Origin of the sequence: Citrobacter sp. S39, assembly GCF_009495675.1 — a bacterium.
GTDB classification, from domain to species: Bacteria; Pseudomonadota; Gammaproteobacteria; order Enterobacterales; family Enterobacteriaceae; genus Citrobacter; species Citrobacter freundii.
This window is the reverse complement of sequence record NZ_CP045555.1, coordinates 2,986,668-3,013,249: the sequence shown is the minus strand read 5'-3', so window position 1 is coordinate 3,013,249 and position 26,582 is coordinate 2,986,668. Positions and strand designations below refer to the sequence as shown.

Here is a 26,582-nt window from a genome sequence, read left to right as displayed (position 1 = left end):
ATCTCCCCTTCGTCATTCAGATTGCCTGTAGCAACGTGAAATAACGTCAGGGATTGCACAATGATTCAGGGAAAAGCATGGTACAAAACGTCAGGAGCGCAAGTCGTTTCAGGCAGCCTGAGTATCATCCCCAGCGTGCGCATCGTTTTCGACAGCCTGCGGCGAAGGCAGCTTGCCATTTTTCAGAATGGCGCTCAGCACATCTTTTTGCTCAGCCAGCCACAGGGAAAGCGCTTCGCGCTGCTCGTCTTCAAGCGCTACCGGCGATTGCTCCAGCCATGTGTCGAGCAGATCTGCTGTATCCAGCATTTTGTCATACGCATCGGCTTCCTTTTTGCTGGTAAACGACATTTTTTCCTCACCTTCCCGAATTACTACGTATTTAACTTCAACCGCCATTTTGCAGCCTCTTAAATTACCTGTATTTATGTACAGTATATTCTTTTTAAGCCCTGAAATCAACCTGGTAATAAAGACAGACGCAAACGTTTTCGTATATACTGCGCCCAGATAAAACAGGGGATTAATTTATGACGTTATTAGGCACAGCGCTGCGTCCAGCAGCAACGCGAGTGATGTTATTAGGTTCGGGAGAACTGGGTAAAGAAGTAGCAATTGAATGTCAACGCTTGGGTGTGGAAGTCATTGCCGTGGATCGTTACCCCGACGCGCCAGCCATGCACGTTGCCCATCGCTCATACGTTATCAACATGCTGGATGGCGAAGCATTACGCCAGCTCGTCGAGCGTGAAAAACCACATTATATCGTGCCGGAAATTGAGGCGATCGCCACGGATATGCTGGTAAAACTGGAGCAGGAAGGCCAGCGTGTTGTGCCATGTGCAAGAGCAACGCAACTGACCATGAACCGGGAAGGAATCCGTCGCCTCGCCGCCGAAGAATTGTCTCTACCGACCTCTTCTTACCGCTTTGCTGACAGTGAAGTCCGCTTTCGCGAAGCCGTCGCTGAAATCGGCTACCCTTGCATCGTGAAACCGGTAATGAGTTCATCCGGTAAAGGACAAAGCTTTATCCGTTCAGCCGATCAGCTCGCTGCAGCCTGGGACTATGCTCAACAGGGCGGTCGGGCTGGTGCCGGACGCGTTATCGTCGAAGGCGTAGTGAATTTTGATTTTGAAATCACCCTGCTAACCGTTAGCGCCGTTGATGGCGTGCATTTCTGCGCGCCGGTTGGACATCGACAGGAAGATGGCGATTATCGCGAGTCCTGGCAGCCGCAACAGATGAGTGAACTGGCGCTGGCGCGCGCGCAGGAGATTGCCCGCAAGGTGGTTCTGGCGCTGGGTGGTCACGGACTGTTTGGCGTGGAGCTGTTTGTCTGCGGTGATGAGGTGATTTTCAGCGAAGTCTCCCCTCGCCCTCACGACACGGGTATGGTGACCTTAATTTCGCAGGATCTGTCTGAGTTTGCCCTGCACGTACGTGCATTTCTCGGTCTGCCCGTTGGCGAAATCCGCCAGTATGGGCCTTCTGCTTCCGCTGTTATTCTGCCGCAACTTACCAGTCAGAATATCACGTTTGATAACGTGCAGGCCGCTGTAGGTGCGGGTATGCAAGTTAGGTTCTTTGGCAAACCGGAAATCGACGGGAGCCGTCGTCTGGGCGTTGTGCTGGCCACAGCACAGAGCATTGAAGATGCGGTGATACGCGCGAAAGACGCGGCCGCACAGGTGAAAGTTACTGGATAAAAAAACGGGCCGAATGGCCCGTTACAGATTCGATGCCCGGTAGTGATTACCGGGCATTTTGCGCAATTATTGCTTCGCGCCTTCAACAGCCTCACGAGCCAGTTTGGTAATGCGATCGTAATCACCTGCTTCCAGCGCATCTGCCGGAACCAGCCAGGAACCGCCGATGCACAGCACGCTTTTCAGTGCCAGGTAGTCGCGGTAATTCGCTGGAGAGATACCACCGGTTGGGCAGAAACGGACCTGTGAGAACGGACCCGCAATCGCCTGCAGCGCTTTAGTACCGCCATTTGCTTCAGCAGGGAAGAATTTGAACTCTTTCAAACCGTAGTCCATACCCAGCATCAGTTCAGATACGGTGCTGATACCAGGGATCAGCGGAATAGTGCCTTCAGTTGCGGCTTTCAGCAACGGCTCGGTCAAACCCGGACTGATAGCAAACTGTGCACCGGCTTCGGTAACTTCAGCCAGCTGTTGTGGATTCAGTACAGTACCTGCACCAACGATAGCGTCCGGAACTTCTTTTGCGATCGCGCGAATGGCATCCATCGCACATGCGGTACGTAGGGTCACTTCCAGAACGCGCACGCCGCCTGCAACCAGCGCTTTTGCCATCGGCACTGCGTGTTCCAGTTTATTAACCACGATAACCGGTACAACCGGGCCAGTGGTCAGGATTGCTTCTGCACTTGTCTTCCAGTTTTTCATCAGAGTTTTCTCTCGCCTGATTACAAAATAAGTCTTAAAAAGTGATACAGGTTGCGCCCTGTTCCGCACCGGACAGCTTTTCACGCAACGCGCTGAACATTTCACGGCCTGTGCCCACGCGCGATGCGCTGAGGTCAGGAATATGAGGCTGACGAGAAGCAAGTTCCTCTTCATCAACCAGCAGCGTCAATTCACCTGTCTGTCCATTCACACGAATGATGTCGCCATCGCGTACTTTTGCCAGCAGCCCGCCATCATAGGCTTCTGGGGTTACATGGATTGCTGAAGGCACTTTACCTGAAGCACCTGAAAGTCGTCCATCGGTAACTAACGCAATTTTGAAACAACGGTCCAATAATACACCAAGTGGCGGCATGAGTTTATGTAATTCTGGCATTCCGTTTGCTTTTGGTCCCTGATGGCGCACAACCACTACGCAATCACGGTCGAGCAGTCCCGCATCGAAGGCAGGTAATACATCATGCTGACTTTCGAAAACAACCGCGGGCGCTTCAATCACCTGATTTTCTACCGGTACCGCCGACGTTTTCATCACTGCGCGGCCGAGGTTTCCACTCAGCACTTTGGTGCCACCGTGGTGGGAGAAAGGCTGGTCAAAGGTGGCTATCACATTGCTGTCCAGCGACTTCGCCGCACCTTCACGCCAGTCCAGCTCACCCTCGTTGAGCCAGGGTTCCATGGTGTAGCGCGATAAACCAAACCCGGCAACGGTGTTCACATCTTCATGCAGCAGACCCGCGTTAAGCAGTTCACGCATTAACACCGGCACGCCACCCGCCGCCTGGAAGTGGTTAATGTCTGCCGGACCATTCGGGTACAGACGCGCCATCAGCGGCACGATATCGGACAGATCGGAGAAGTCGTCCCAGTTAATCAGAATACCGGCCGCGCGCGCCATTGCGACCAGGTGCATTGTATGGTTAGTGGAGCCCCCGGTCGCCAGCAGCGCGACAATACCGTTGACCACTACTTTTTCATCGATCATTTTACCGATCGGCATCCATTCATTGCCGTTGCCGGTCAGACGCGTTACCTGACGAGCCGCAGCGGCGGTCAACGCTTCGCGCAGCGGCGCATCCGGGTGCACGAATGAGGATCCTGGCAGTTGCATCCCCATAAACTCCACTACCATCTGGTTGGTGTTTGCCGTGCCATAGAACGTACAGGTACCCGGTGCGTGATAAGACGCAGCTTCGGATTCAAGCAGCGCCATACGATCGACTTTACCTTCAGCATACAGCTGACGGATACGCACTTTTTCTTTGTTCGCCAGACCACTCGCCATCGGGCCGGAGGGAATAAAGATCGAAGGCAGATGACCAAATGACAGTGCCGCCATCACCAGACCCGGGACAATTTTGTCGCACACGCCAAGGAATAACGCGCCGTCAAACATATTGTGTGAGAGTCCCACAGCAGCCGACATAGCAATCACTTCGCGACTCAGCAGCGAAAGCTCCATCCCATCCTGTCCCTGGGTCACACCGTCGCACATCGCAGGAACACCGCCAGCGACCTGGCCTACCGCATTGGCTTCATGCAGCGCTTTACGAATGATGTCCGGGTAATGTTCGTACGGCTGATGCGCGGAAAGCATGTCGTTATAGGAGGTAATGATCGCGATATTGTTACGCAGCATGCTTTTCAGCGAAGCCTTGTCATCCGGCTGGCAGGCAGCAAAACCATGCGCCAGGTTACCGCACGCCAGTTGTGAACGATGAACGGTAGTCGATTTCGCTTGTTCAATACGGGCAAGGTAGGCGGAACGTGTGTGGCGAGAACGTTCGACGATACGTTGTGTTACGCGTAACAAATTCGGATTCATAGAGGCTCCTAAAATTTATCTGTCAGAGCGTTGGAAAAACAATGTGTTTCAGTTGGGTTAAAAACAGCTGAATCGCTTGTTAGCCGTAGCTCAGGGGCAAAATCGTTTCAGGCAGTGTAATAAAAAAAGCCCCGCGGGTGAATCCACGCGAGGCTTAAAAGTGCAAAAATTATTCTACAATCTGTGTTAGATCATGTTACCGGTAAAATAACACCTATGGGCTAGATGATATTTTACTCGAATTCGTTCCAGGAACGACCATCACGGGTAATCATGGCCACAGAGGCAACCGGTCCCCAGGTCCCGGCCTGATAAGGCTTCGGTGCGTCGTTGTCCATTGCCCAGGCTTCGGTAATAGAGTCGACCCACTTCCATGCTTCTTCAACTTCATCTCGACGCACAAACAGCGCCTGAATGCCGCGCATCGTTTCAAGCAGCAGACGCTCATAAGCGTCGGCCAGATGTGTTTGATTGAAGGTTTCGGAGTAGCTCAGATCAAGTTTGGTAATTTGCAGGTTATGCTTGTGATCCAGGCCCGGCACTTTATTCAGGACCTGGATATCGACACCCTCATCAGGCTGCAAACGGATGGTCAGCTTGTTCTGTGGCAGGTCCTGCCAGGATTCTCTGAACAGGTTCAGCTCAGGCGTTTTGAAGTAAACCACGACTTCAGAGCACTTGGTCGGTAAACGTTTACCGGTACGCAGGTAGAATGGAACACCCGCCCAGCGCCAGTTATCGATATCCACACGGATTGCCACAAACGTTTCCGTATTGCTGCTCTTGTTCGCACCTTCTTCTTCCAGGTATCCCGGAACTTTTTTGCCCTGGGCAAAACCGGCGGTGTACTGACCGCGAACCGTTTTTTCTCGCACGTTCGAACGATCGATGCGACGCAGTGATTTCAGTACCTTCACTTTTTCATCACGGATGCTGTCAGCGCTCAGATCGGACGGTGGAGACATCGCGATCATGCATAGGATTTGCAGCAGGTGGTTCTGGATCATGTCGCGCATCTGACCGGCCTGGTCAAAGTAGCCCCAGCGCCCTTCAATGCCCACTTCTTCCGCCACGGTAATTTCTACGTGATCGATAGTGCGGTTATCCCAGTTGTTCACAAACAGGGAGTTGGCAAAACGCAGTGCCAACAGGTTCAGTACCGTCTCTTTGCCGAGATAGTGGTCGATGCGGTAAACCTGGCACTCTTCGAAATACTCGCCGACCTGATCGTTGATTTCGCGCGATGTTGCCAGTGACGTTCCTAACGGTTTTTCCATCACCACGCGGGCAGGCTTAGCATTCAGCTTTGCTTCACCCAAACCTTTGCAGATTGCGCCAAAAGTGCTTGGCGGCATCGCGAAATAGTTAATAGTGGTACGTGATTTCTGATCCAGCATTTCACCCAGACGGCTAAATGCGGCGGTATCATTGACGTCCAGATTACAAAACTCCAGACGACCGCTGAGGGTCTCCCATAAACCTTCATCGATTTTTTCTTTCATGAAGGTTTCGAGCGCTTCGCGCACAACCTTGGTATAAGCTGCTTTGTCCCAGTCGGCACGCCCAACCCCAATGATACGGGTTTCCGGGTTAATCTGGCCGGCCTTTTCCAGTTGATACAGGGAAGGCAGCAATTTCCGTCGCGCCAGGTCGCCCTTCGCACCGAAAATGACCAGGTCACATGCCTGGGCTGTTTGCGTTACCGCCATGTCATTCTCCTCAATTAAGTGCCTGGTGCTTTTGCCAGACACTGGTTGTAATTTTATTACAGTGCACTGTACTGCTTTTACGTGAATCCGGAAACCGTAAACGCTTATCCAGCCGTGCTGTTACCGCAAACAGCCGCTTTATTGGCGTATAACCCATCAAAATGGATAAAAAAGTCGTATTTTTCGTACCCATGACGAAGTATGAAAATCCGACTCCGATCATGTAATGAAAAAAAACAACAACTATTCTGTCCATTTTGCCCCGTTGCTGCATTAGCAGGGGTAATATCTATACACTAAATTGTGTATCGGTTTCCCCGTATCGCTGAAATCGTTTTTGCCCATGACCCATGAGTCTACCTACATCATGAATATGCTGGAAAAAATCCAGTTAAAACTGGAACATTTGAGCAAGTCAGAGCGTAAAGTCGCCGACATTATTCTTGCCTCTCCCGAGCGGGCAATCCATTCAAGCATCGCCGCACTTGCTGTAGAAGCGAATGTCAGCGAGCCAACGGTGAACCGTTTCTGTCGCAGCATGGACACCCGCGGCTTTCCTGATTTTAAACTGCATCTGGCGCAAAGTCTGGCAAATGGCACCCCTTATGTTAATCGCAATGTGGATGAGGATGACAGCGTAGAATCTTACACGGGGAAAATCTTCGAGTCAGCGATGGCAAGCCTCGACCACGTTCGCCAGTCGCTGGATAACGCGGCGGTAAACCGGGCGGTAGATTTATTAACCCAGGCGAAGAAAATTGCCTTCTTTGGTTTAGGTTCTTCCGCCGCGGTAGCGCATGACGCGATGAATAAATTTTTCCGCTTTAACGTGCCGGTAATTTATTCCGACGATATTGTTCTGCAACGCATGAGTTGTATGAATTGTAGCGACGACGACGTCATTGTGCTTATTTCTCATACCGGAAGAACCAAAAGTCTGGTTGAACTGGCGCAGTTAGCGCGGGAAAACGATGCCATGGTTATCGCCCTCACCTCTCCCGGTACGCCACTGGCACGGGAAGCCACGCTGGCAATTACCCTCGATGTACCGGAAGATACTGACATTTATATGCCCATGGTCTCTCGACTTGCTCAACTGACCGTGATAGATGTGCTGGCTACAGGATTTACTTTGCGCCGAGGGGCAAAATTTAGAGATAACTTGAAGCGTGTCAAGGAAGCGCTCAAGGAATCGCGTTTTGATAAAGAATTACTCATCAAGAGTGATGACCGCTAAAAGCAATAACAATGTTCTACCCTTTTATCATCCGGGTTGTTCATTTACCGTTAATGTTTGAGAACGGCCGGATCAATGTTCACGCAACACCAAGTTGTTTCAGTCAACGGAGTATTACATGTCCAGAAGGCTTCGCAGAACCAAAATCGTTACCACGTTAGGCCCGGCAACTGACCGCGATAACAACCTTGAGAAGATTATCGCCGCGGGTGCGAACGTCGTACGTATGAACTTTTCCCACGGCTCTCCAGAAGATCACAAACTGCGGGCGGATAAAGTCCGTGAAATTGCCGCAAAACTGGGACGTCATGTAGCTATTTTGGGTGACCTGCAGGGACCTAAAATCCGCGTATCCACCTTTAAAGAAGGTAAAGTATTTCTTAACGTTGGCGACAAGTTCCTGTTAGACGCCAACCTCGGCAAAGGCGAAGGCGACAAAGAAAAAGTCGGTATTGATTATAAAGGGCTGCCTGCTGACGTCGTGCCTGGCGATATCCTGCTGCTCGACGACGGTCGCGTACAGCTTAAGGTGCTGGAAGTTCAGGGCATGAAAGTCTTCACCGAAGTCACCGTCGGTGGCCCGCTATCCAATAACAAGGGCATCAACAAACTGGGCGGCGGTCTCTCTGCTGAAGCCCTGACCGAAAAAGACAAAGCCGACATCATTACCGCAGCACAAATCAGCGTTGACTATCTGGCTGTCTCCTTCCCGCGCTGCGGCGAAGATCTGAATTATGCCCGCCGTCTGGCGCGCGATGCCGGTTGCGATGCGAAAATTGTCGCCAAAGTAGAACGTGCAGAAGCCGTCTGCGACCAGAATGCGATGGATGACATCATCCTGGCTTCTGACGTAGTGATGGTAGCCCGTGGCGACCTGGGTGTTGAAATCGGTGACCCTGAGCTGGTAGGTATTCAGAAAGCGTTGATTCGTCGCGCGCGCCAGCTGAACCGTGCGGTCATCACCGCTACGCAGATGATGGAGTCGATGATTACCAACCCAATGCCGACTCGTGCGGAAGTGATGGATGTGGCTAACGCCGTCCTCGACGGCACCGATGCCGTGATGCTCTCTGCAGAAACAGCAGCAGGTCAGTACCCGGCGGAAACCGTCGCGGCAATGGCGCGCGTCTGTCTCGGCGCTGAAAAGATCCCGAGCATCAACGTCTCTAAACACCGCCTTGACGTGCAGTTTGATAACGTTGAAGAAGCGATTGCGATGTCAGCGATGTACGCTGCTAACCACCTGAAAGGGGTCACCGCTATCATCGCAATGACGGAGTCCGGTCGCACTGCGCTGATGACTTCTCGTATCAGTTCCGGCCTGCCGATTTTCGCGATGTCCCGTCATGAGCGTACGCTGAATCTGACCTCCCTGTACCGCGGTGTCACCCCGGTTCACTTCGACAGCGAAACTGACGGCGTCGTTGCCGCCAATGAAGCGGTGAACCTGCTGCGCGATAAAGGCTACCTGGTTTCTGGTGACCTGGTGATCGTGACCCAGGGCGATGTGATGAGCACCATTGGCTCAACCAACACCACGCGTATTCTGACCGTAGAATAAGTCGCTTAAATGTAAAAAAGCCTCTCGTTTTGAGAGGCTTTTTTTTATTTCTTCGGATAGAGATCTTTGCGCTTATAGGGCTCAATCTCGCCGGGTTTACGCGTCTTAAGCAGTTTCAGAATCCAGGTGTATTGTTCGACATGAGGCGTGACAAAAATCTCCACCTCTTCGTTCATCCGTCTGGCAATGGTGTGGTCATCCGCCGTCAGGATGTCATCCATCGGTGGACGAACATGGATCGTCAGGCGGTGCGTTCTCCCATCGTATACGGGGAACAGCGGTACCACGCGCGCGTGGCAGACTTTCATCAGACGTCCAATCGCCGGTAACGTTGCTTTATAGGTAGCAAAAAAATCGACAAACTCGCTGTGTTCAGGCCCATGGTCCTGATCCGGCAGGTAGTATCCCCAATATCCCTGACGGACAGACTGAATAAACGGTTTGATGCCATCATTACGCGCATGCAAACGACCACCAAAGCGACGGCGTACCGTGTTCCAGACGTAATCGAATACCGGGTTCCCCTGATTGTGGAACATCGCCGCCATTTTCTGTCCCTGGGACGCCATCAGCATCGCCGGGATATCTACACCCCAGCCATGTGGAACGAGAAAAATAACTTTTTCATCGTTGCGCCGCATCTCTTCGATGATTTCCAGGCCTTGCCAGTCAACACGGTTTTGAATCTTCTCCGGGCCACGTATTGCTAATTCAGCCATCATGACCATCGCCTGAGGCGCAGTTGCATACATATCATCAACAATGGCTTCACGCTCAGCTTCGCTACGTTCAGGAAAGCAGAGGGATAAATTGATCAATGCTCTGCGACGGGAGCTTTTTCCCAGTCTTCCGGCGAGCCGTCCGAGTTTTGCCAGAATAGGATCACGAAATGACGCAGGTGTTAACGCAATCCCAGCTATCGCCGCCACCCCCAGCCAGGCGCCCCAGTAGCGCGGATGGCGAAATGATTTGTGAAACTCAGGGATATACTCAATATTCTTTTTTTTCGTTTCCATGCTCTTCCAGTGTCTGGTGCCGCGAAAAGTAAATCTGCTGATAGTGTAGCGGCGCACCGTGCGCCGTACAAAATAAAAAAGCCGGCACGCATAGCGTACCGGCTTTGTCAGTGTGCTAATTAATCAAAACGTAGCTGAGGCATAACCTCTTTCACCTGCGCCAGGTAATCGGTGCGATCCGAGCCGGTCAGACCCTCTGTACGCGGCAGTTTCGCCGTCAAAGGGTTCACGGCCTGCTGGTTAACCCATACTTCATAGTGCAGATGCGGCCCCGTTGAACGCCCGGTGTTACCTGACAGCGCGATACGATCGCCACGTTTCACTTTTTGACCTGGTTTCACCAACAGCTTACGCAGGTGCATATAACGCGTGGTGTAGGTGCGACCATGACGAACCGCAACATAGTATCCGGCAGCGCCGCTACGCTTCGCTACAACCACTTCACCATCGCCCACCGACAGTACCGGCGTCCCCTGCGGCATCGCAAAGTCGACACCTTTGTGCGGCGCTACGCGTCCAGTCACCGGATTCAGGCGACGCGGGTTAAAGTTCGAGGAAATACGGAACTGTTTCGCCGTCGGGAAACGCATGAAGCCTTTTGCCAGCCCGGTACCGTTACGGTCATAGAACTTACCGTCTGCAGCACGGATGGCATAATAGTCTTTGCCTTCAGAACGTAAACGCACGCCCAGCAGTTGGCTTTGCTCGCGCTTGCCGTCCAGCATTTCGCGAGACATCAGCACCGAGAACTCATCGCCTTTTTTCAGTTTGCGGAAATCCATCTGCCACTGCATGGCCTTAATCACTGCGCTGATTTCAGAGCTGGTCAGCCCGGCATCTTTGGCGCTGGCGACGAAGCTTCCGCCCACCGTGCCTTTGATACGACTGTTAACCCAATCGCCCTGCTGCATTTCGCTGCTCATTTTGAAACCCGTCGCAGTGCGATCGTAAGTACGGGTTTCACGGCGGGATACTTCCCAGGTCAGACGCTGCAGGTCACCTTCCGCGCTTAAGGTCCATGAAAGCTGCTGACCAATTTTCAGATTACGCAGCTCTTTATCGGAAGCAGCGAGTTGACTGATATCGCCCATATCGATGCCGTACTGATTCAGAATACTGCTCAGCGTATCGCCTGTGGAGACGACATACTCATGCACACCGGCTTCACCAGACGTTTTGTCATCCAGTTCATCCTGTGGAATGGCTTCGTCTTCTTGTGCAGCCTGATCAATAGGTTCGCTTGCCTCAGGCAACAGTGAACGAATCTCGCTTTTTTCCAGCTCGATAGTTTTAACGATGGGTGCAGAATCGGGATGGTAAACATAAGGCCGCCAGACGGCGACGGCCAATGTCAGTACGGTAAGCGACCCCAGCATAACACGATGGGGTCGCGGCAGATTATTAAATGCCAGAGCGACAGAGCGGGCTATCTGTTGCACGTATTCACTTCCTCATTAATCTCCTTTCAGGCAGCTCGCATACTGGTTGGCTAATTGGTTCAAAAACGCTGAATAGCTTGTTTTACCCAGTTTGATATTCGTACCGAGCGGATCCAACGTTCCCATTCGAACGGATGTCCCTCTCGCGACGGCTTCAACGACCGCTGGCCTGAACTGTGGCTCAGCAAAAACGCAGGTTGCTTTTTGCTCAACCAACTGTGTTCTTATTTCATGTAAACGCTGCGCACCAGGTTGAATCTCAGGGTTCACGGTAAAGTGACCAAGCGGTGTTAGTCCGTAGTGTTTTTCGTAGTAGCCATAGGCGTCATGAAAAACGAAATAACCTTTTCCCTTGAGCGGTGCGAGCTCGTTACCTACCTGCTTATCGGTTGCGGCTAATTGTGCCTCAAAATCCTTCAGGTTGGCGTCAAGTTTGGCTCGACTTTGCGGCATAAGTTCCACTAATTTTTCATGGATTGCAACCGCTGAGGCCCGCGCTATCTCTGGGGAAAGCCAAAGATGCATGTTGTAATCGCCGTGATGGTGATGCTCGTCACTTTTTTCACTGCCAGCATCATTGTGTCCATGATCGTCATCGTCGTCGTCAGCACCTTTCATGAGTAACGGTTTCACGTCATTGAGCTGCGCAATCGTTACCTGTTTCGCGTTAGGAATATTCTTGACTGACTTTTCCATAAACGCTTCCATCTCAGGTCCAATCCAAACGACTAAGTCCGCGCCCTGTAAGCGTTTTACGTCTGATGGACGCAGTGAATAGTCGTGTTCGGAAGCCCCGTCAGGCAGCAAAACTTCAGTGTCTGTTACCCCGTCCGCAATGGCCGAAGCAATAAATCCCAGCGGCTTGAGCGAGGCCACCACAGCAGCATTTGCTGCCTGTGTTGCACTACCCCAAAGAGCAGCGGATAATGCTGCGAAAAGAAGCGTATTTTTATGTAACATAATGCGACCAATCATCGTAATGAATGTAAGAAATGTGATATTATAACATTCTATAACTTCTGCAAGACTAAAATTGATATGACGACTTTGGTTTCACTGGAAAATGTCTCGGTCTCTTATGGTCAACGCCGCGTCCTGTCTGACGTATCGCTTGAACTTCGACCCGGTAAAATTTTAACGCTTCTCGGCCCAAATGGTGCCGGGAAGTCTACGCTGGTACGCGTTGTATTAGGACTGGTAGCGGCTGATGAGGGAGTTATCAAGCGTAATGGCCAATTGCGGATTGGCTATGTACCGCAAAAACTGTACCTCGATACTACGCTTCCGCTGACGGTAAGCAGGTTTATGCGCTTACGTCCCGGCACCAAAAAAGAGGATATCCTTCCGGCACTGAAGCGCGTTCAGGCCGGACATCTGATGAATGCGCCGATGCAAAAGCTCTCTGGCGGGGAAACGCAACGCGTCCTGTTAGCCCGTGCTTTATTGAATAAACCTCAGCTACTGGTGCTCGATGAGCCGACCCAGGGCGTAGATGTCAATGGGCAGGTCGCACTGTACGACCTTATCGACCAGTTGCGACGTGAACTGGATTGCGCCGTACTGATGGTTTCCCATGACCTGCATCTGGTGATGGCCAAAACCGATGAAGTACTGTGCCTGAACCATCATATTTGCTGTTCCGGTGCACCGGAAGTGGTTTCCATGCACCCGGAATTCATCTCAATGTTCGGGCAACGCGGCGCCGAACAACTCGGAATTTACCGTCATAATCACAATCACCGCCACGATTTACAGGGTCGTATCGTCTTACGCCGGGGAAATGGTCACTCATGATTGAATTGTTATTACCCGGTTGGTTAGCCGGGATCATGCTGGCCTGTGCTGCTGGCCCACTCGGCTCGTTTGTGGTCTGGCGTCGAATGTCTTATTTCGGTGATACGCTGGCCCACGCTTCGCTGCTGGGAGTCGCCTTTGGCCTGCTGCTGGATGTAAACCCTTTCTATGCGGTTATCGCCGTCACTTTGTTGCTGGCTGGCGGTCTGGTATGGCTTGAAAAGCGCCCTCACCTTGCGATCGATACCTTACTGGGCATTATGGCGCATAGTGCATTGTCGCTGGGGCTGGTTGTCGTCAGCCTGATGTCCAACATCCGTGTGGATCTGATGGCATACCTGTTTGGTGATTTGCTCGCCGTGACGCCTGAAGATCTTATCTCCATCGCCATCGGCGTGGTTATTGTTCTGGCGATTCTGTTCTGGCAGTGGCGTAACCTGCTGTCGATGACCATCAGTCCGGATCTGGCATTTGTCGATGGCGTGAAGCTGCAACGCGTGAAGCTGCTGCTGATGCTGGTTACGGCGTTAACGATTGGCGTGGCGATGAAGTTTGTCGGGGCGTTGATTATCACCTCGCTGCTTATTATCCCTGCGGCGACCGCCCGTCGCTTTGCCCGTACGCCGGAACAGATGGCAGGTGTTGCCGTTGGTGTGGGAATGATAGCGGTTACAGGCGGGTTGACCTTCTCGGCCTTCTATGACACCCCGGCAGGTCCCTCCGTGGTGCTGTGTGCCGCGCTGCTGTTTATTTTCAGCATGATGAAAAAGCAAGCGAGCTAAGCATGCGTTGCCCGGTGGCGCTGCGCTTACCGGGCCTACAAAATCGCCCAGGCCTGGTGAGCGTAGCGACATCATGCATTAAGGCATCTGTGGCGGCGTAATGCCAAAATGGTTCCAGGCGCGTACGGTTGCCATACGTCCACGCGGCGTACGCTGCAGAAAACCTTGCTGAATCAGATATGGCTCAAGCACGTCCTCAATGGTTTCACGCTCTTCCCCGATCGCCGCTGCCAGGTTATCCAGTCCGACCGGTCCGCCGAAGAATTTGTCGATAACCGCCAGCAGCAACTTACGGTCCATATAATCAAATCCTTCCGCATCCACATTGAGCATATCCAGCGCCTGAGCGGCGATATCTGCTGAAATCGTGCCGTCATGCTTCACTTCGGCGAAATCACGTACCCGGCGTAATAAGCGGTTGGCGATACGCGGCGTACCGCGAGCGCGGCGTGCCACTTCCAGCGCGCCTTCATCGCTCATTTCCAGGCCCATAAAACGCGCACTGCGTCCTACAATGTGCTGCAGATCAGCCACCTGATAGAATTCCAGGCGCTGTACAATACCAAAACGGTCACGCAACGGAGACGTTAACGACCCGGCGCGCGTCGTCGCCCCGATTAGCGTAAACGGTGGCAGATCAATCTTGATCGAACGTGCAGCCGGCCCTTCACCAATCATGATATCCAGCTGATAATCTTCCATCGCCGGATACAGCACCTCTTCCACCACCGGTGAAAGACGATGGATTTCATCGATAAACAGCACATCGTGGGGTTCAAGGTTGGTAAGCATTGCCGCCAGGTCACCCGCTTTTTCCAGTACCGGACCGGACGTGGTGCGCAGATTAACGCCCATTTCATTGGCGACAATATTGGCAAGCGTGGTTTTACCAAGACCTGGAGGACCGAAAATCAGCAGGTGATCGAGAGCGTCACCACGCAGCTTCGCCGCCTGGATAAAAATCTCCATTTGCGAACGGACCTGAGGCTGGCCAATATACTCTTCCAGCAATTTAGGGCGGATCGCACGATCCACCAGGTCTTCAGGGGTCGTGCTGACAGCCGAAATCAGGCGATCTGCTTCAATCATCCTTTACCTCACAATGCCGCGCGAAGCGCTTCACGAATCAGGGTTTCACTGCTGGCATCAGGGCGGGCAATTTTGCTCACCATGCGGCTGGCTTCTTGTGGTTTATAGCCCAACGCCACCAGCGCAGCAACCGCTTCCTGCTCGGCGTCGTCCGTTGTCGGACTGGCCGGAGAGGTCAGAACCAGATCCGCCGCCGGGGTAAAGAGGTCACCATGCAGGCCTTTAAAGCGGTCTTTCATTTCAACAATCAAACGCTCTGCGGTTTTCTTACCAATGCCCGGTAATTTCACTAACGCGCCAAGCTCTTCGCGCTCAACGGCATTAACAAACTGCTGCGCAGACATTCCGGAGAGGATCGCCAGCGCCAGCTTCGGCCCCACGCCATTGGTTTTGATTAACTCTTTAAACAGCGTGCGCTCTTGCTTGTTGTTAAAGCCATACAGCAGTTGAGCGTCTTCACGCACCACAAAATGGGTGAAGATAATCGCTTCCTGCCCGGCTTCCGGCAACTCGTAGAAACAGGTCATCGGCATATGCACTTCATAGCCTACCCCACCCGTTTCCAGAAGGACCAGCGGGGGTTGTTTTTCAATAATGATGCCTCTGAGTCTGCCTATCACGTGACGCTCCTGCGTTAAGGGCTAAAAGGTAATGCGCTATCATAAAAAAAGGCTGGATAGATATCCAGCCTCATTTGTCACTAACGTAATCGACCTCGCGCCAAATTCAGCCTCGACTCGCTCATTTGCATGGCATTCTGACTGACATGGCAGTGGGTAATAGCAATCGCCAGCGCATCCGCGGCATCCGCTTGCGGATTCGCCGGGAGTTTTAGCAGCGTGCGCACCATATGCTGGACCTGGCTTTTTTCCGCACTACCGATCCCCACCACAGTCTGTTTTACCTGGCGGGCCGCGTATTCAAAGACCGGTAGATCCTGATTGGTCGCCGCAACGATTGCCACGCCGCGTGCCTGTCCAAGCTTTAGCGCCGAGTCAGCGTTCTTCGCCATAAAGACCTGCTCAATGGCAAAATAGTCCGGCTGGAACTGGGTGATGATTTCCGTCACGCCCGCGTAAATTAACTTCAAACGTGACGGGAGATCGTCGACTTTGGTGCGGATACAACCGCTGCCGAGGTAGGTCAGCTGTCTGCCGACCTGACGAATAACGCCATAACCGGTGATGCGCGACCCCGGGTCAATGCCGAGAATGATAGACATCACGCACCTCCTGTCAGGTTGCGGTACAGCCACCTCATTCTAAGGTAGCTGCAACCTCATCAGAGATCTCGCCGTTATGGTAAACTTCCTGCACGTCGTCGCAGTCTTCCAGCATATCGATCAGACGCAACAACTTCGGCGCTGTTTCTGCATCCATATCTGCTTTGGTGGATGGAATCATAGACACTTCAGCCGCGTCCGCTTTCAGACCCGCCGCTTCCAGCGCGTCACGCACTTTACCCATCTCTTCCCACGCGGTGTAAACGTCAATTGCGCCGTCGTCGAAGGTCACCACGTCTTCAGCACCTGCTTCCAGCGCCGCTTCCATGATGGCGTCTTCGTCGCCTTGTTCAAAGGAGATCACGCCTTTTTTGCTGAACAGGTAAGCCACGGAACCGTCGGTACCGAGGTTGCCGCCCGTTTTCGTGAACGCGTGACGCACTTCCGCAACAGTACGGTTACGGTTGTCAGACAGACATTCAATCATAACGGCTGTACCGCCAGGACCATAACCTTCATAGATGATGGTTTCCATGTTGGAATCTTCATCACCACCCACACCGCGCGCGATTGCACGGTTCAGGGTGTCACGGGTCATGTTGTTAGCCAGCGCTTTATCAACCGCTGCACGCAGACGCGGGTTAGCGTCCGGATCGCCGCCGCCGAGTTTTGCCGCCGTCACCAGCTCACGAATTATTTTGGTGAAAATTTTACCGCGTTTAGCATCCTGCGCTGCTTTACGGTGTCTGGTGTTGGCCCATTTACTATGACCTGCCATAAATAATATCTCCAAAAAGCGCGCCTTTTCAGGCGACGTTAATTACAAACTCTTCAATCGCCTGCCGGTTACTCCACGACTTGGTTAATTGGGCGGCTTCAACCGCATTAACCCAACGATAGGTCAGATGTTCGGTGAACACGATCTCTCGTTCTGAGGGAAGTGCCAGGCAAAACCAGGATTCAGTATTACGTTCAATTCCCGGTGCATAGCGATGACGTAAATGGCTAAAAATCTCAAACTCCACCGTGCGCTGACAGTCAATTAAGGTCAGTTGCTCAGATGCAACATCAATGGCGACCTCTTCCTTTACTTCGCGCATAGCGGCTTGCGACGCGGTTTCACCCTCTTCAAGGCTGCCGGTGACCGACTGCCAGAAATCAGGATCGTCGCGTCGCTGTAACATCAGCACTCTCCCGGTGTCCTTTGCATAAATCACGACTAACACCGAGACAGGCTGTTTGTATGTCATATCAGTTATTCTCGGCCTTCTTAACAACCTGAATGCTCAGTTCCGCCAGCGCAGCTTCGTTGGCAAAGCTCGGCGCTTCAGTCATCAGACACGCTGCAGCAGTGGTTTTTGGGAAAGCAATAACGTCACGAATGTTGTCAGTACCGGTCAGCAGCATAGTCAGACGGTCCAGACCAAACGCCAGGCCCGCATGCGGTGGTGTACCATATTTTAGCGCATCCAGCAGGAAGCCGAATTTCTCACGCTGCTCTTGCTCGTTAATGCCCAGAATACCAAATACGGTCTGCTGCATGTCGCCGTTGTGAATACGCACGGAACCGCCGCCCACTTCGTAGCCGTTGATAACCATATCGTATGCGTTAGCAACCGCGTCTTCCGGCGCAGCTTTCAGCTCAGCAGCTGTCATATCTTTCGGCGCGGTGAACGGATGGTGCATTGCGGTCAGTCCGCCTTCACCATCGTCTTCAAACATTGGGAAGTCGATAACCCACAGCGGCGCCCATTTGGCTTCGTCGGTAATGTTCAGGTCTTTACCCAGTTTCAGACGCAGCGCGCCCATCGCGTCGGCAACCACTTTCTTGTTGTCGGCACCGAAGAAAATCATGTCGCCGTCTTGCGCACCGGTACGCGCCAGAATCGCTTCCACGATTTCTGCGTTCAGGAACTTAGCAACCGGGCTGGTGATACCTTCCAGACCTTTCGCACGCTCGGTGACTTTGATGTAAGCCAGACCTTTCGCGCCGTAAATTTTAATAAAGTTACCGTAATCGTCAATTTGCTTACGGCTCAGTGCGGCACCGCCCGGTACACGCAGAGCAGCTACGCGGCCTTTCGCATCGTTTGCCGGACCAGAGAACACTGCGAACTCAACGTCTTTCACCAGATCGGCAACGTCAACCAGCTCCATCGGGTTACGCAGGTCTGGTTTATCGGAACCGTAACGACGCTCAGCTTCGGCAAAGGTCATGATCGGGAAATCACCCAGATCCACCCCTTTAACTTCCAGCCACAGATTACGCACCAGCGCTTCCATCACTTCACGCACCTGCGGTGCGGTCATGAAGGAAGTCTCAACGTCGATCTGGGTAAATTCAGGCTGACGGTCAGCACGTAAGTCTTCATCACGGAAGCATTTTACGATCTGATAGTAGCGGTCAAAGCCAGACATCATCAGCAGTTGTTTAAACAACTGAGGTGATTGCGGCAGCGCGTAGAATTTACCTTTATGTACGCGAGAAGGTACCAGGTAATCGCGCGCGCCTTCCGGCGTCGCTTTGGTCAGCATCGGTGTTTCGATGTCGAGGAAGCCGTGGTCGTCCATAAAACGACGCACCAGACTGGTAATTTTGGCACGCGTTTTCAGGCGCTGCGCCATTTCAGGGCGACGCAGATCTAAATAGCGATACTTCAGTCGCGCTTCTTCGGTGTTGACGTGGTTAGAGTCCAACGGCAGCGAGTCTGAACGGTTGATGATGGTCAGATCGGAGGCCAGCACTTCAATTTCGCCCGTCGCCATCTCGGCGTTGACGTTTTTCGCGTCACGCGCACGCACGGTGCCCGTAACCTGGATGCAGAACTCATTACGCAGTTCGGAGGCCAGCTTTAACGCGTCCGCACGGTCCGGATCGAAAAATACCTGCACGATACCTTCGCGGTCGCGCATATCGATAAAGATCAGGCTACCAAGATCACGACGACGGTTGACCCAACCACACAGAGTCACCTGCTGCCCCTCGTGGGACAGACGTAGCTGTCCGCAATATTCTGTACGCATGAGATATCCCTTAACTTTGCCGCAGGCGGATTGTCACCTGTCTCGCAGATGACGAAGTCGCAGCTTTAGCTGAATGTCACAACTGAATGAAAAAAGGCGGCTATTATACTGGAAATTCTGCCGCACGATAAGAGCCTACTGGGATAGACTCTTAGTCCGGTACTGACTGTACGCCTGTTTCCTGGACGGGCATTGCGTAATCTCACAAAAAATAACAAAAATTGTCGCCCCTTTCACACTGATTCGCGCTTAAGGTGTAACGGAATTCTATTTTTTACTGGAGTGAACATGCTGGAACTGAACGCAAAAACAACTGCCCTTGTCGTGATTGACTTACAGGAAGGGATCCTGCCTTTCGCTGGCGGACCTCATACGGCACACGCTGTGGTTGCCCGCACCGCGCAGTTGGCGGAAAAATTCCGTACCCACGGTTCCCCGGTGGTAATGGTGCGCGTCGGGTGGTCTGACGATTACGCCGAAGCACTGAAACAGCCAGTAGATGCTCAGACTCCAGCAAAAGCGTTGCCCGAAAACTGGTGGGATTACCCGGCTGCTCTGGGTAAATGCACCAGCGATCTCGAAGTAACCAAACGCCAGTGGGGCGCGTTCTACGGCACCGATCTGGAATTACAGCTGCGTCGCCGGGATATCGATACCATCGTCCTGTGCGGCATCTCTACGAACATTGGCGTTGAGTCGACGGCACGAAATGCGTGGGAGCTGGGTTTCAGTCTTATCATTGCAGAGGATGCCTGTAGCGCCGCCAGTGCTGAGCAACACCAGGGCAGCATGACGCACATTTTCCCCCGCATTGCGCGCGTTCGCAGCGTGGAGGAGATTTTGCAAGCGCTATGATCTATATCGGTTTACCCCAATGGTCGCACCCAAAGTGGGTGCGTCTGGGGATCACAAGCCTTGAAGAGTATGCCCGCCACTTTAACTGCGTGGAGGGCAATACCACGCTGTATGCGCTGCCTAAAGCCGATATTGTTGCCCGCTGGCAGGCACAGACCACCGATACGTTTCGATTTTGTTTTAAGTTTCCGGCGACCATTTCGCATAAGGCCGCGCTGCGGAATTGTGATGACCTGGTACAGGAATTTTTTATGCGCATGTCGCCGCTAGAATCGCGCATTGGACAATACTGGCTGCAATTACCCGCGACTTTTAGCCCACGCGACCTGCCTGCCCTGTGGCAGTTTCTCGATGCGCTCCCCAAATGCTTTACCTACGGTGTGGAAGTTCGCCATCCAGACTTCTTTGCCAAAGGCGAAGCCGAACAGCTATTTAATCGCGGGTTACACGAGCGTGGAGTAAACCGGGTGATTCTGGACAGCCGCCCGGTACATGCCGCAATCCCACATACCGAAGCGATACGTGACGCCCAGCGCAAGAAACCGAAGGTTCCGGTGCATGCGGTGGTGACGGCAAACCATCCGATGGTACGCTTTATCGGTAGCGATGATATGGCACAAAACAGCGCGCTTTTTGCCGTCTGGCTGACCAAGCTGTCGCTATGGCATCACACCACGACGCCGTATCTGTTTTTGCATACGCCGGACATCGCGCAGGCCCCGGAGCTTGTCGATACGCTATGGGCAGATTTACGCAATGCTCTGCCAGAGATCGGATCAGCACCGTCTATTCCACAGCAATCTTCTCTTTTCTGAAAATGCCACCTATCATAGTCAATGCCAGCAGCCATTTTAAAAGGGAGTTTGTATGGTAAGCGCGCTTTATGCCGTATTGGGTGCGTTATTGTTAATAAAGTTCTCCTTTGACGTTGTTCGCCTGCGCATGCAATATCGCGTTGCCTATGGCGATGGAGGTTTTAGCGAACTGCAAAGCGCTATCCGCATTCACGGTAACGCGGTGGAATATATTCCCGTCGCGTTAGTGCTGCTGTTATTTATGGAAATGAACGGCGCAGAGACGTGGATGGTGCATCTTTGCGGGCTGATGTTGATTGCCGGACGACTGATGCATTATTACGGATTCCACCACCGGCTTTTCCGCTGGCGCCGTTCAGGCATGAGCGCAACCTGGTGTTCGCTGTTGCTAATGGTGCTGGCGAATCTTTGGTATATGCCCTGGGAGTTGGTTTTCTCCCTGCATTAGCGCACAATACGCCACTTTATTTTTCCCGGATTTTTACGTTATGTCTCACCGCGACACGCTTTTTTCTGCGCCTATCGCCAGTCTGGGTGACTGGACCTTTGATGAACGGGTAGCTGAAGTCTTCCCGGATATGATCCAGCGTTCCGTTCCTGGCTATTCCAATATTATTTCTATGATTGGCATGTTGGCCGAACGTTTCGTACAACCCAACACGCAGGTCTACGATCTGGGCTGTTCTCTGGGCGCGGCGACGCTCTCGGTGCGTCGCAATATTCATCACGAGAATTGCAAAATTATTGCTGTCGATAACTCCCCGGCGATGGTTGAGCGCTGCCGTCGTCACATCGACGCTTATAAAGCACCGACTCCGGTTGAGGTTGTCGAAGGCGATATTCGCAACATTACTATCGAAAATGCCTCGATGGTGGTGCTGAATTTTACCCTGCAATTCCTTGAGCCACCCGAGCGCCAGGCGTTGTTGGATAAGATTTATCAGGGGCTGAATCCCGGTGGCGCGTTGGTGCTATCTGAAAAATTCAGCTTCGAAGACGCGAACGTAGGCGAGTTGCTGTTCAACATGCACCACGACTTCAAACGAGCCAATGGCTATAGCGAACTGGAAATCAGCCAGAAGCGCAGCATGCTGGAGAACGTGATGCTCACCGACTCGGTCGAAACGCATAAAGCGCGACTGCATCAGGCCGGCTTTGAGCACAGCGAATTGTGGTTCCAGTGCTTCAACTTTGGCTCTCTGGTGGCGTTGAAAGCTGAGGTTAGCGCATGATCGATTTTGGTAACTTTTATCAGTTGATTGCCAAAAATCATCTGTCCCATTGGCTGGAAACACTTCCGGCGCAAATCGCTGCCTGGCAGCGCGATCAGCACGGTCTTTTTAAACAATGGTCAAACGCCGTCGAGTTTCTGCCCGAGCTAACGCCGCATCGTCTGGACTTAATGCATAGCGTTACCGCAGAAAGCAAAGAGCCGCTCAGCGAAGGTCAGCTTAAACGCATAGACACCCTGATGCGTAACCTGATGCCATGGCGTAAAGGACCGTACTCGCTGTACGGCGTCAACATCGATACCGAATGGCGTTCCGACTGGAAGTGGGATCGCGTCCTGCCGCACTTGTCTGATCTCACCGGACGTACCATTCTTGATGTCGGCTGCGGCAGTGGCTATCACATGTGGCGCATGATTGGCGCGGGCGCACATCTGGCGGTCGGTATCGACCCGACCCAACTGTTCCTGTGCCAGTTTGAGGCGGTGCGTAAACTGCTGGGCAATGACCAGCGCGCGCATCTGCTGCCGCTGGGTATTGAACAGCTTCCGGCGCTCAACGCCTTTGATACCGTATTCTCCATGGGCGTGCTTTATCACCGCCGCTCGCCGCTGGAACACCTGTGGCAGTTAAAGGATCAGTTGGTTAAAGATGGCGAACTGGTACTGGAAACGCTGGTTGTCGAAGGCGATGAAAATACCGTGCTGGTGCCGGGCGATCGCTACGCCCAGATGCGTAACGTTTACTTTATCCCGTCTGCACTGGCGCTAAAAAACTGGCTGGAAAAATGCGGGTTTGTTGATGTGCGCATTGCCGACGTATGTGTGACCACTACCGAAGAACAGCGCCGCACCGAATGGATGATTACCGAATCGCTGGCCGACTTCCTTGACCCGAACGACCACAGTAAGACGGTGGAAGGCTACCCCGCCCCACTGCGTGCGGTATTGATTGCACGTAAACCGTAGTCATTTTTGCCAAATGACTATTACGTATAGCACCATTTCTCCAAAATAGTTCGGTTTGCAACAAGGCGGCGACGCAGCAAATCCCTGGGAGCGTAGATAACTACGTGACCGGGGTGAGCGAGGAAAGCCAACACAGTTGCAGACCGAAATATGCAGGAGAAGGAGAAAAAAAGGCCCCTGTTGAAATTGCAGGGGCCTGGTACGAGCAAGCATCATATTGGGCGACATGATGCAACGGTAAAATCAGTTGGCCTGATGGTGTGCAATGATTGCTTTCATTTCAGCAACCGCCGCCCCGTCTACCGCATAGCGAGAATACTCATCCGCCTGCGCATCCGAAGACATCGACAACCCCGAATTGCGATAACGCATTGGTGAAGCCAGCCATACTCCGGCAGAACTGTGGGCTTCCTGCACCCCAGCATCAAGGAACAGGGACAAATTCGAGGCGCGAACCCCCGCTCCGGCCATAATGATTGGAGCACCAGGCTGCGCAATAAGTTCCATTATTTTTGTTAAACCTTGCGCCGCATCTGATTTTTGCCCGGAGGTGAGTACTCTGGCGATGCCCAAATCAGCTAATTTTTTAAGCGTATTGAGTGGGTTAGCACACATATCAAAGGCACGATGAAAAGTGACTTGCAGTGAACCGGCGGCGATCATTATTTTCTCCATGCGCGGCATATCGACATCGCCATTCGCATCTAAAATGCCGGTCACCAGCCCTGAGAACCCCAGTTCTCTGACCATCGCTATATCATCCAGCATTGCAGCGAACTCACCTTCGGTGTAACAAAAGTCGCCTCCACGTGGACGAATAATGGGATTGACGGGAATCGAAATGTGCTGGCGAACAGAACGCAAGACGCCCAGTGAAGGTGTTAAGCCCCCTTCTTTGGGTGCCGAGCAAAGCTCAATACGATCCGCGCCGTTTTGCTGCGCCGTGCGCGCGCACTCCATGCTGTAACAGCAGATTTCCAGTATAGTCATGCTCACTCCTGACGTTCGCTTGCCACAATGGTTTCAATCGACCACGGGTGGAATTTTATCGTCACGCTACCATCGCTAACCGCCAGCGTCGGATTCGGTAAACGTTCACGTTCTCCTTTTGGCGAGCTGGTTTTCACAAATATACCAGGTTGACTCAGACCGTGATCGGAAAGCAGCGCCAGCGCTCGCGCATTCAGCGTTTGTGCCTCACCCGGCAGAACAATTTCAATATGTTCCCAGCCTTCATGTGGGTAACGTTTTTCGCCCGGCCACGGCAGTTCGACGATGGAAAATTGCCAATGTTGCACACAAACCGGCTCATGCAGTTTAAAAAGACAAATAGGTCTGCCGTTAATGATGTTTTCTGACAACAATTCACCGCACTGTTCAAACCCACGACGCCAGCGTTCTGCAGTGGTATTTTGATGGCAACGCAAGGAAATGTGATCGGCTTCCAGACCTGTGATATCCAGCCCAAGACGGGTAGAAAGTTCCGTTAATGCCTGCGTGAAATGCGGTAAATCTGCAGAAATATCCTGTAGTTCTGCAACGGTTTGCCAGTTCGCCATATTAAAAGCTCATATCCATGTTCAAAGTCGCTAATTTACTCTGTTGCGCTGCGCCATCCAACCGCTGTTTTCTCCGAACACATCATGGATAAATTTACGCCATTGCATGGTTTATATTTCAGGCTACTGGCGGTACACACAATGCTGACGGCAACGGGCATTTGCAGTATACTCCCGCCCTTAATTCTTAAACTGGTGCGGTGAATTTTAGACCGCTTCATAAATGTAAGGTATTCCGGTGAATATTCAGGCTCTTCTCTCAGAAAAAGTCAGTCAGGCCATGATTGCTGCAGGCGCGCCTGCAGATTGCGAACCACAGGTTCGTCAGTCAGCAAAAGTACAGTTCGGCGACTATCAAGCTAACGGCATGATGGCTGTCGCTAAAAAACTGGGTATGGCGCCGCGACAACTGGCTGAGCAGGTGCTGACTCATCTGGATCTCAACGGGATTGCCAGCAAAGTTGAAATTGCAGGCCCGGGCTTTATCAACATTTTTCTCGACCCGGCATTTCTGGCGCAGCACGTTCAGCAGGCGCTGGCTTCCGATCGTCTGGGCGTCACCCAACCGACTAAACAAACCGTCGTGGTTGACTACTCCGCGCCTAACGTAGCGAAAGAGATGCACGTTGGTCACCTGCGTTCCACCATCATCGGTGACGCGGCGGTGCGTACGCTGGAATTCCTTGGTCACAAGGTTATCCGCGCCAACCACGTCGGCGACTGGGGAACTCAGTTCGGTATGCTCATCGCATGGCTGGAAAAACAGCAGCAGGAAAATGCCGGAGAGATGGCGCTGGCTGACCTGGAAGGTTTCTACCGTGACGCGAAAAAACATTACGACGAAGATGAAGCCTTCGCGGAACGCGCTCGTAGCTATGTCGTGAAGCTGCAAGGCGGCGACGAATACTTCCGTGAGATGTGGCGTAAACTGGTCGACATTACCATGTCACAGAACCAGTTAACCTACGATCGCCTCAACGTTACCCTGACCCGTGACGACGTCATGGGCGAGAGCCTGTACAACCCGATGCTGCCTGGCATCGTGGCCGATCTCAAAGCCAAAGGCCTGGCTGTTGAAAGCGAAGGCGCTACCGTCGTATTCCTTGATGAGTATAAAAACAAGGAAGGCGAACCGATGGGCGTTATCATTCAGAAGAAAGATGGCGGCTATCTCTACACCACAACCGACATCGCCTGTGCCAAGTATCGTTACGAAACCCTGCATGCCGATCGCGTACTGTATTACATCGACTCTCGTCAGCATCAGCACTTAATGCAGGCCTGGACCATCGTGCGTAAAGCTGGTTATGTGCCGGATTCGGTGCCGCTGGAACACCACATGTTCGGTATGATGCTGGGCAAAGACGGTAAACCGTTCAAAACCCGCGCTGGCGGCACGGTTAAACTGGCCGATCTGCTGGATGAAGCGCTGGAGCGCGCACGTCGTCTGGTCGCGGAGAAGAACCCGGACATGCCTGCCGATGAGCTGGAAAAGCTGGCAAATGCGGTCGGTATCGGTGCAGTGAAATACGCGGATCTGTCCAAAAACCGTACCACCGACTACATCTTCGACTGGGACAACATGCTGGCGTTCGAAGGCAATACCGCGCCGTACATGCAGTATGCTTACACCCGCGTACTGTCCGTATTCCGTAAAGCGGATATCGACGAAAGCGCGCTGGCAAATGCGCAGGTGATTATCAACGAAGATCGCGAGGCTCAGCTGGCTGCGCGTCTGCTGCAGTTTGAAGAAACGCTGACCGTCGTTGCGCGTGAAGGTACACCGCACGTGATGTGTGCTTACCTGTACGACGTTGCCGGTCTGTTCTCTGGCTTCTACGAGCACTGCCCTATCCTCAGCGCTGAAAACGAAGAGATTCGTAACAGCCGGCTGAAACTGGCACAGCTGACGGCGAAAACCCTGAAGCTGGGTCTGGATACACTGGGTATCGAAACCGTAGAACGTATGTAATTACCTCAAGTAATGTGAAAGCCCGCGCTATGTCGCGGGCTTTATTAT

General features: G+C 52.7%; 26 protein-coding genes. 11 read left to right on the top strand and 15 right to left on the bottom strand.

Annotated features, from left to right (window positions below; translation table 11 throughout):
• Window positions 1-108 precede the first annotated feature (108 nt).
• Complete coding sequence (gene yebG, locus GFB57_RS14350) at window positions 109-399, bottom strand: DNA damage-inducible protein YebG (RefSeq protein ID WP_003034906.1); 291 nt, start codon at window positions 397-399, stop codon at window positions 109-111.
• 131 nt (window positions 400-530) lie between these two features.
• On the opposite strand from yebG, the gene purT reads away from it, so the two are divergent.
• Window positions 531-1,709, top strand: coding sequence for a formate-dependent phosphoribosylglycinamide formyltransferase (gene purT / locus GFB57_RS14345; RefSeq protein ID WP_003034904.1), 1,179 nt, complete (start codon window positions 531-533; stop codon window positions 1,707-1,709).
• 66 nt (window positions 1,710-1,775) lie between these two features.
• Here purT and kdgA read toward each other — a convergent pair whose 3' ends face one another.
• The 3 genes from kdgA to zwf all read right to left on the bottom strand — a co-directional run bounded on the left by kdgA (window position 1,776) and on the right by zwf (window position 5,972).
• Window positions 1,776-2,417, bottom strand: a complete 642-nt coding sequence (gene kdgA / locus GFB57_RS14340) for a bifunctional 4-hydroxy-2-oxoglutarate aldolase/2-dehydro-3-deoxy-phosphogluconate aldolase (RefSeq protein WP_003034901.1) — start codon at window positions 2,415-2,417, stop codon at window positions 1,776-1,778.
• 34 nt (window positions 2,418-2,451) lie between these two features.
• A complete protein-coding gene (edd, locus tag GFB57_RS14335) occupies window positions 2,452-4,263 on the bottom strand; it encodes a phosphogluconate dehydratase (RefSeq protein ID WP_003034898.1) in 1,812 nt (603 codons plus the stop codon).
• 233 nt (window positions 4,264-4,496) lie between these two features.
• Window positions 4,497-5,972, bottom strand: a complete 1,476-nt coding sequence (gene zwf / locus GFB57_RS14330; protein WP_003034896.1) for a glucose-6-phosphate dehydrogenase — start codon at window positions 5,970-5,972, stop codon at window positions 4,497-4,499.
• Between the two features lie 367 nt (window positions 5,973-6,339).
• Here zwf and GFB57_RS14325 point away from each other — a divergent pair, with 367 nt between their 5' ends.
• Together GFB57_RS14325 and pyk are read left to right on the top strand one after the other, a co-directional pair.
• Window positions 6,340-7,209, top strand: coding sequence for a MurR/RpiR family transcriptional regulator (locus tag GFB57_RS14325; RefSeq protein WP_003034893.1), 870 nt, complete (start codon window positions 6,340-6,342; stop codon window positions 7,207-7,209).
• A 118-nt stretch (window positions 7,210-7,327) separates the two neighbouring features.
• Entirely contained in the window at window positions 7,328-8,770 is a 1,443-nt protein-coding gene (gene pyk, locus GFB57_RS14320) for a pyruvate kinase (protein ID WP_003034890.1), read from the top strand.
• Between the two features lie 44 nt (window positions 8,771-8,814).
• Here pyk and lpxM read toward each other — a convergent pair whose 3' ends face one another.
• From lpxM to znuA, 3 genes are all read right to left on the bottom strand, one after another.
• On the bottom strand, window positions 8,815-9,786 hold the full coding sequence (gene lpxM, locus GFB57_RS14315; protein ID WP_003034887.1) for a lauroyl-Kdo(2)-lipid IV(A) myristoyltransferase: 972 nt from the start codon (window positions 9,784-9,786) through the stop codon (window positions 8,815-8,817).
• A 119-nt stretch (window positions 9,787-9,905) separates the two neighbouring features.
• Window positions 9,906-11,225 carry a murein DD-endopeptidase MepM gene (mepM, locus tag GFB57_RS14310; protein WP_003034883.1) on the bottom strand — a complete coding sequence of 440 codons (1,320 nt, stop codon included), beginning with the start codon at window positions 11,223-11,225 and terminating at the stop codon, window positions 9,906-9,908.
• 15 nt (window positions 11,226-11,240) lie between these two features.
• Window positions 11,241-12,185 (bottom strand): zinc ABC transporter substrate-binding protein ZnuA, encoded by a 945-nt coding sequence (gene znuA / locus GFB57_RS14305; protein ID WP_003844151.1) that lies wholly within the window; start codon window positions 12,183-12,185, stop codon window positions 11,241-11,243.
• Window positions 12,186-12,263: 78 nt separating this feature from the next.
• On the opposite strand from znuA, the gene znuC reads away from it, so the two are divergent.
• Window positions 12,264-13,019 carry a zinc ABC transporter ATP-binding protein ZnuC gene (gene znuC / locus GFB57_RS14300; RefSeq protein WP_003034877.1) on the top strand — a complete coding sequence of 252 codons (756 nt, stop codon included), beginning with the start codon at window positions 12,264-12,266 and terminating at the stop codon, window positions 13,017-13,019.
• The gene (gene znuB / locus GFB57_RS14295; protein WP_003034874.1) at window positions 13,016-13,801 is read left to right on the top strand and encodes a zinc ABC transporter permease subunit ZnuB; all 786 of its coding nucleotides are present in this window, start codon (window positions 13,016-13,018) and stop codon (window positions 13,799-13,801) included. The genes znuC and znuB overlap by 4 nt, the downstream gene beginning before the upstream one ends.
• Before the next feature lie 78 nt (window positions 13,802-13,879).
• Here znuB and ruvB read toward each other — a convergent pair whose 3' ends face one another.
• From ruvB to aspS, 6 genes are all read right to left on the bottom strand, one after another.
• Window positions 13,880-14,890 (bottom strand): Holliday junction branch migration DNA helicase RuvB, encoded by a 1,011-nt coding sequence (ruvB, locus tag GFB57_RS14290; RefSeq protein ID WP_003034872.1) that lies wholly within the window; start codon window positions 14,888-14,890, stop codon window positions 13,880-13,882.
• An 8-nt stretch (window positions 14,891-14,898) separates the two neighbouring features.
• Complete coding sequence (ruvA, locus tag GFB57_RS14285) at window positions 14,899-15,510, bottom strand: Holliday junction branch migration protein RuvA (RefSeq protein ID WP_003034869.1); 612 nt, start codon at window positions 15,508-15,510, stop codon at window positions 14,899-14,901.
• An 80-nt stretch (window positions 15,511-15,590) separates the two neighbouring features.
• Complete coding sequence (gene ruvC / locus GFB57_RS14280; protein ID WP_003034867.1) at window positions 15,591-16,112, bottom strand: crossover junction endodeoxyribonuclease RuvC; 522 nt, start codon at window positions 16,110-16,112, stop codon at window positions 15,591-15,593.
• 34 nt (window positions 16,113-16,146) lie between these two features.
• Entirely contained in the window at window positions 16,147-16,890 is a 744-nt protein-coding gene (locus GFB57_RS14275) for a YebC/PmpR family DNA-binding transcriptional regulator (protein WP_003034865.1), read from the bottom strand.
• Window positions 16,891-16,918: 28 nt separating this feature from the next.
• Window positions 16,919-17,362, bottom strand: a complete 444-nt coding sequence (gene nudB / locus GFB57_RS14270; protein ID WP_003034863.1) for a dihydroneopterin triphosphate diphosphatase — start codon at window positions 17,360-17,362, stop codon at window positions 16,919-16,921.
• Between the two features lies 1 nt (window position 17,363).
• The gene (aspS, locus tag GFB57_RS14265; protein ID WP_003034862.1) at window positions 17,364-19,136 is read right to left on the bottom strand and encodes an aspartate--tRNA ligase; all 1,773 of its coding nucleotides are present in this window, start codon (window positions 19,134-19,136) and stop codon (window positions 17,364-17,366) included.
• A 288-nt stretch (window positions 19,137-19,424) separates the two neighbouring features.
• Here aspS and GFB57_RS14260 point away from each other — a divergent pair, with 288 nt between their 5' ends.
• From GFB57_RS14260 to cmoB, 5 genes are read left to right on the top strand one after another with little or no spacing between them, the layout of a single operon-like run.
• Window positions 19,425-19,991: a hydrolase gene (locus GFB57_RS14260; RefSeq protein ID WP_003034861.1), complete on the top strand. Its 567-nt coding sequence runs from the start codon at window positions 19,425-19,427 to the stop codon at window positions 19,989-19,991.
• A complete protein-coding gene (locus GFB57_RS14255) occupies window positions 19,988-20,806 on the top strand; it encodes a DUF72 domain-containing protein (protein ID WP_008323693.1) in 819 nt (272 codons plus the stop codon). The genes GFB57_RS14260 and GFB57_RS14255 overlap by 4 nt, the downstream gene beginning before the upstream one ends.
• 52 nt (window positions 20,807-20,858) lie before the next feature.
• Window positions 20,859-21,254 carry an MAPEG family protein gene (locus GFB57_RS14250; RefSeq protein WP_003034689.1) on the top strand — a complete coding sequence of 132 codons (396 nt, stop codon included), beginning with the start codon at window positions 20,859-20,861 and terminating at the stop codon, window positions 21,252-21,254.
• A gap of 40 nt (window positions 21,255-21,294) precedes the next feature.
• Complete coding sequence (gene cmoA, locus GFB57_RS14245) at window positions 21,295-22,038, top strand: carboxy-S-adenosyl-L-methionine synthase CmoA (RefSeq protein WP_003034686.1); 744 nt, start codon at window positions 21,295-21,297, stop codon at window positions 22,036-22,038.
• The gene (cmoB, locus tag GFB57_RS14240; RefSeq protein ID WP_003034682.1) at window positions 22,035-23,003 is read left to right on the top strand and encodes a tRNA 5-methoxyuridine(34)/uridine 5-oxyacetic acid(34) synthase CmoB; all 969 of its coding nucleotides are present in this window, start codon (window positions 22,035-22,037) and stop codon (window positions 23,001-23,003) included. The genes cmoA and cmoB overlap by 4 nt, the downstream gene beginning before the upstream one ends.
• Before the next feature lie 243 nt (window positions 23,004-23,246).
• Here cmoB and cutC read toward each other — a convergent pair whose 3' ends face one another.
• A complete protein-coding gene (gene cutC / locus GFB57_RS14235) occupies window positions 23,247-23,993 on the bottom strand; it encodes a copper homeostasis protein CutC (protein WP_003034680.1) in 747 nt (248 codons plus the stop codon).
• Between the two features lie 2 nt (window positions 23,994-23,995).
• The gene (locus GFB57_RS14230; protein ID WP_003034677.1) at window positions 23,996-24,562 is read right to left on the bottom strand and encodes a VOC family protein; all 567 of its coding nucleotides are present in this window, start codon (window positions 24,560-24,562) and stop codon (window positions 23,996-23,998) included.
• A 238-nt stretch (window positions 24,563-24,800) separates the two neighbouring features.
• Here GFB57_RS14230 and argS point away from each other — a divergent pair, with 238 nt between their 5' ends.
• Window positions 24,801-26,534 carry an arginine--tRNA ligase gene (gene argS / locus GFB57_RS14225; RefSeq protein ID WP_003034673.1) on the top strand — a complete coding sequence of 578 codons (1,734 nt, stop codon included), beginning with the start codon at window positions 24,801-24,803 and terminating at the stop codon, window positions 26,532-26,534.
• Window positions 26,535-26,582 lie beyond the last annotated feature (48 nt).

What these genes read in the sequence shown, in the direction of transcription:
- kdgA (WP_003034901.1), bottom strand. Translation starts at nt 2,417, where the DNA reads ATGAAAAACTGGAAGACAAGTGCAGAAGCAATCCTGACCACTGGCCCG.
- znuC (WP_003034877.1), top strand. Translation starts at nt 12,264, where the DNA reads ATGACGACTTTGGTTTCACTGGAAAATGTCTCGGTCTCTTATGGTCAA.
- GFB57_RS14255 (WP_008323693.1), top strand. Translation starts at nt 19,988, where the DNA reads ATGATCTATATCGGTTTACCCCAATGGTCGCACCCAAAGTGGGTGCGT.
- nudB (WP_003034863.1), bottom strand. Translation starts at nt 17,362, where the DNA reads ATGACATACAAACAGCCTGTCTCGGTGTTAGTCGTGATTTATGCAAAG.
- GFB57_RS14260 (WP_003034861.1), top strand. Translation starts at nt 19,425, where the DNA reads ATGCTGGAACTGAACGCAAAAACAACTGCCCTTGTCGTGATTGACTTA.
- znuB (WP_003034874.1), top strand. Translation starts at nt 13,016, where the DNA reads ATGATTGAATTGTTATTACCCGGTTGGTTAGCCGGGATCATGCTGGCC.
- GFB57_RS14230 (WP_003034677.1), bottom strand. Translation starts at nt 24,562, where the DNA reads ATGGCGAACTGGCAAACCGTTGCAGAACTACAGGATATTTCTGCAGAT.
- GFB57_RS14250 (WP_003034689.1), top strand. Translation starts at nt 20,859, where the DNA reads ATGGTAAGCGCGCTTTATGCCGTATTGGGTGCGTTATTGTTAATAAAG.
- purT (WP_003034904.1), top strand. Translation starts at nt 531, where the DNA reads ATGACGTTATTAGGCACAGCGCTGCGTCCAGCAGCAACGCGAGTGATG.
- GFB57_RS14325 (WP_003034893.1), top strand. Translation starts at nt 6,340, where the DNA reads ATGAATATGCTGGAAAAAATCCAGTTAAAACTGGAACATTTGAGCAAG.
- pyk (WP_003034890.1), top strand. Translation starts at nt 7,328, where the DNA reads ATGTCCAGAAGGCTTCGCAGAACCAAAATCGTTACCACGTTAGGCCCG.
- cutC (WP_003034680.1), bottom strand. Translation starts at nt 23,993, where the DNA reads ATGACTATACTGGAAATCTGCTGTTACAGCATGGAGTGCGCGCGCACG.
- aspS (WP_003034862.1), bottom strand. Translation starts at nt 19,136, where the DNA reads ATGCGTACAGAATATTGCGGACAGCTACGTCTGTCCCACGAGGGGCAG.
- ruvC (WP_003034867.1), bottom strand. Translation starts at nt 16,112, where the DNA reads ATGTCTATCATTCTCGGCATTGACCCGGGGTCGCGCATCACCGGTTAT.
- cmoB (WP_003034682.1), top strand. Translation starts at nt 22,035, where the DNA reads ATGATCGATTTTGGTAACTTTTATCAGTTGATTGCCAAAAATCATCTG.
- edd (WP_003034898.1), bottom strand. Translation starts at nt 4,263, where the DNA reads ATGAATCCGAATTTGTTACGCGTAACACAACGTATCGTCGAACGTTCT.
- cmoA (WP_003034686.1), top strand. Translation starts at nt 21,295, where the DNA reads ATGTCTCACCGCGACACGCTTTTTTCTGCGCCTATCGCCAGTCTGGGT.
- ruvB (WP_003034872.1), bottom strand. Translation starts at nt 14,890, where the DNA reads ATGATTGAAGCAGATCGCCTGATTTCGGCTGTCAGCACGACCCCTGAA.
- znuA (WP_003844151.1), bottom strand. Translation starts at nt 12,185, where the DNA reads ATGTTACATAAAAATACGCTTCTTTTCGCAGCATTATCCGCTGCTCTT.
- zwf (WP_003034896.1), bottom strand. Translation starts at nt 5,972, where the DNA reads ATGGCGGTAACGCAAACAGCCCAGGCATGTGACCTGGTCATTTTCGGT.
- lpxM (WP_003034887.1), bottom strand. Translation starts at nt 9,786, where the DNA reads ATGGAAACGAAAAAAAAGAATATTGAGTATATCCCTGAGTTTCACAAA.
- yebG (WP_003034906.1), bottom strand. Translation starts at nt 399, where the DNA reads ATGGCGGTTGAAGTTAAATACGTAGTAATTCGGGAAGGTGAGGAAAAA.
- GFB57_RS14275 (WP_003034865.1), bottom strand. Translation starts at nt 16,890, where the DNA reads ATGGCAGGTCATAGTAAATGGGCCAACACCAGACACCGTAAAGCAGCG.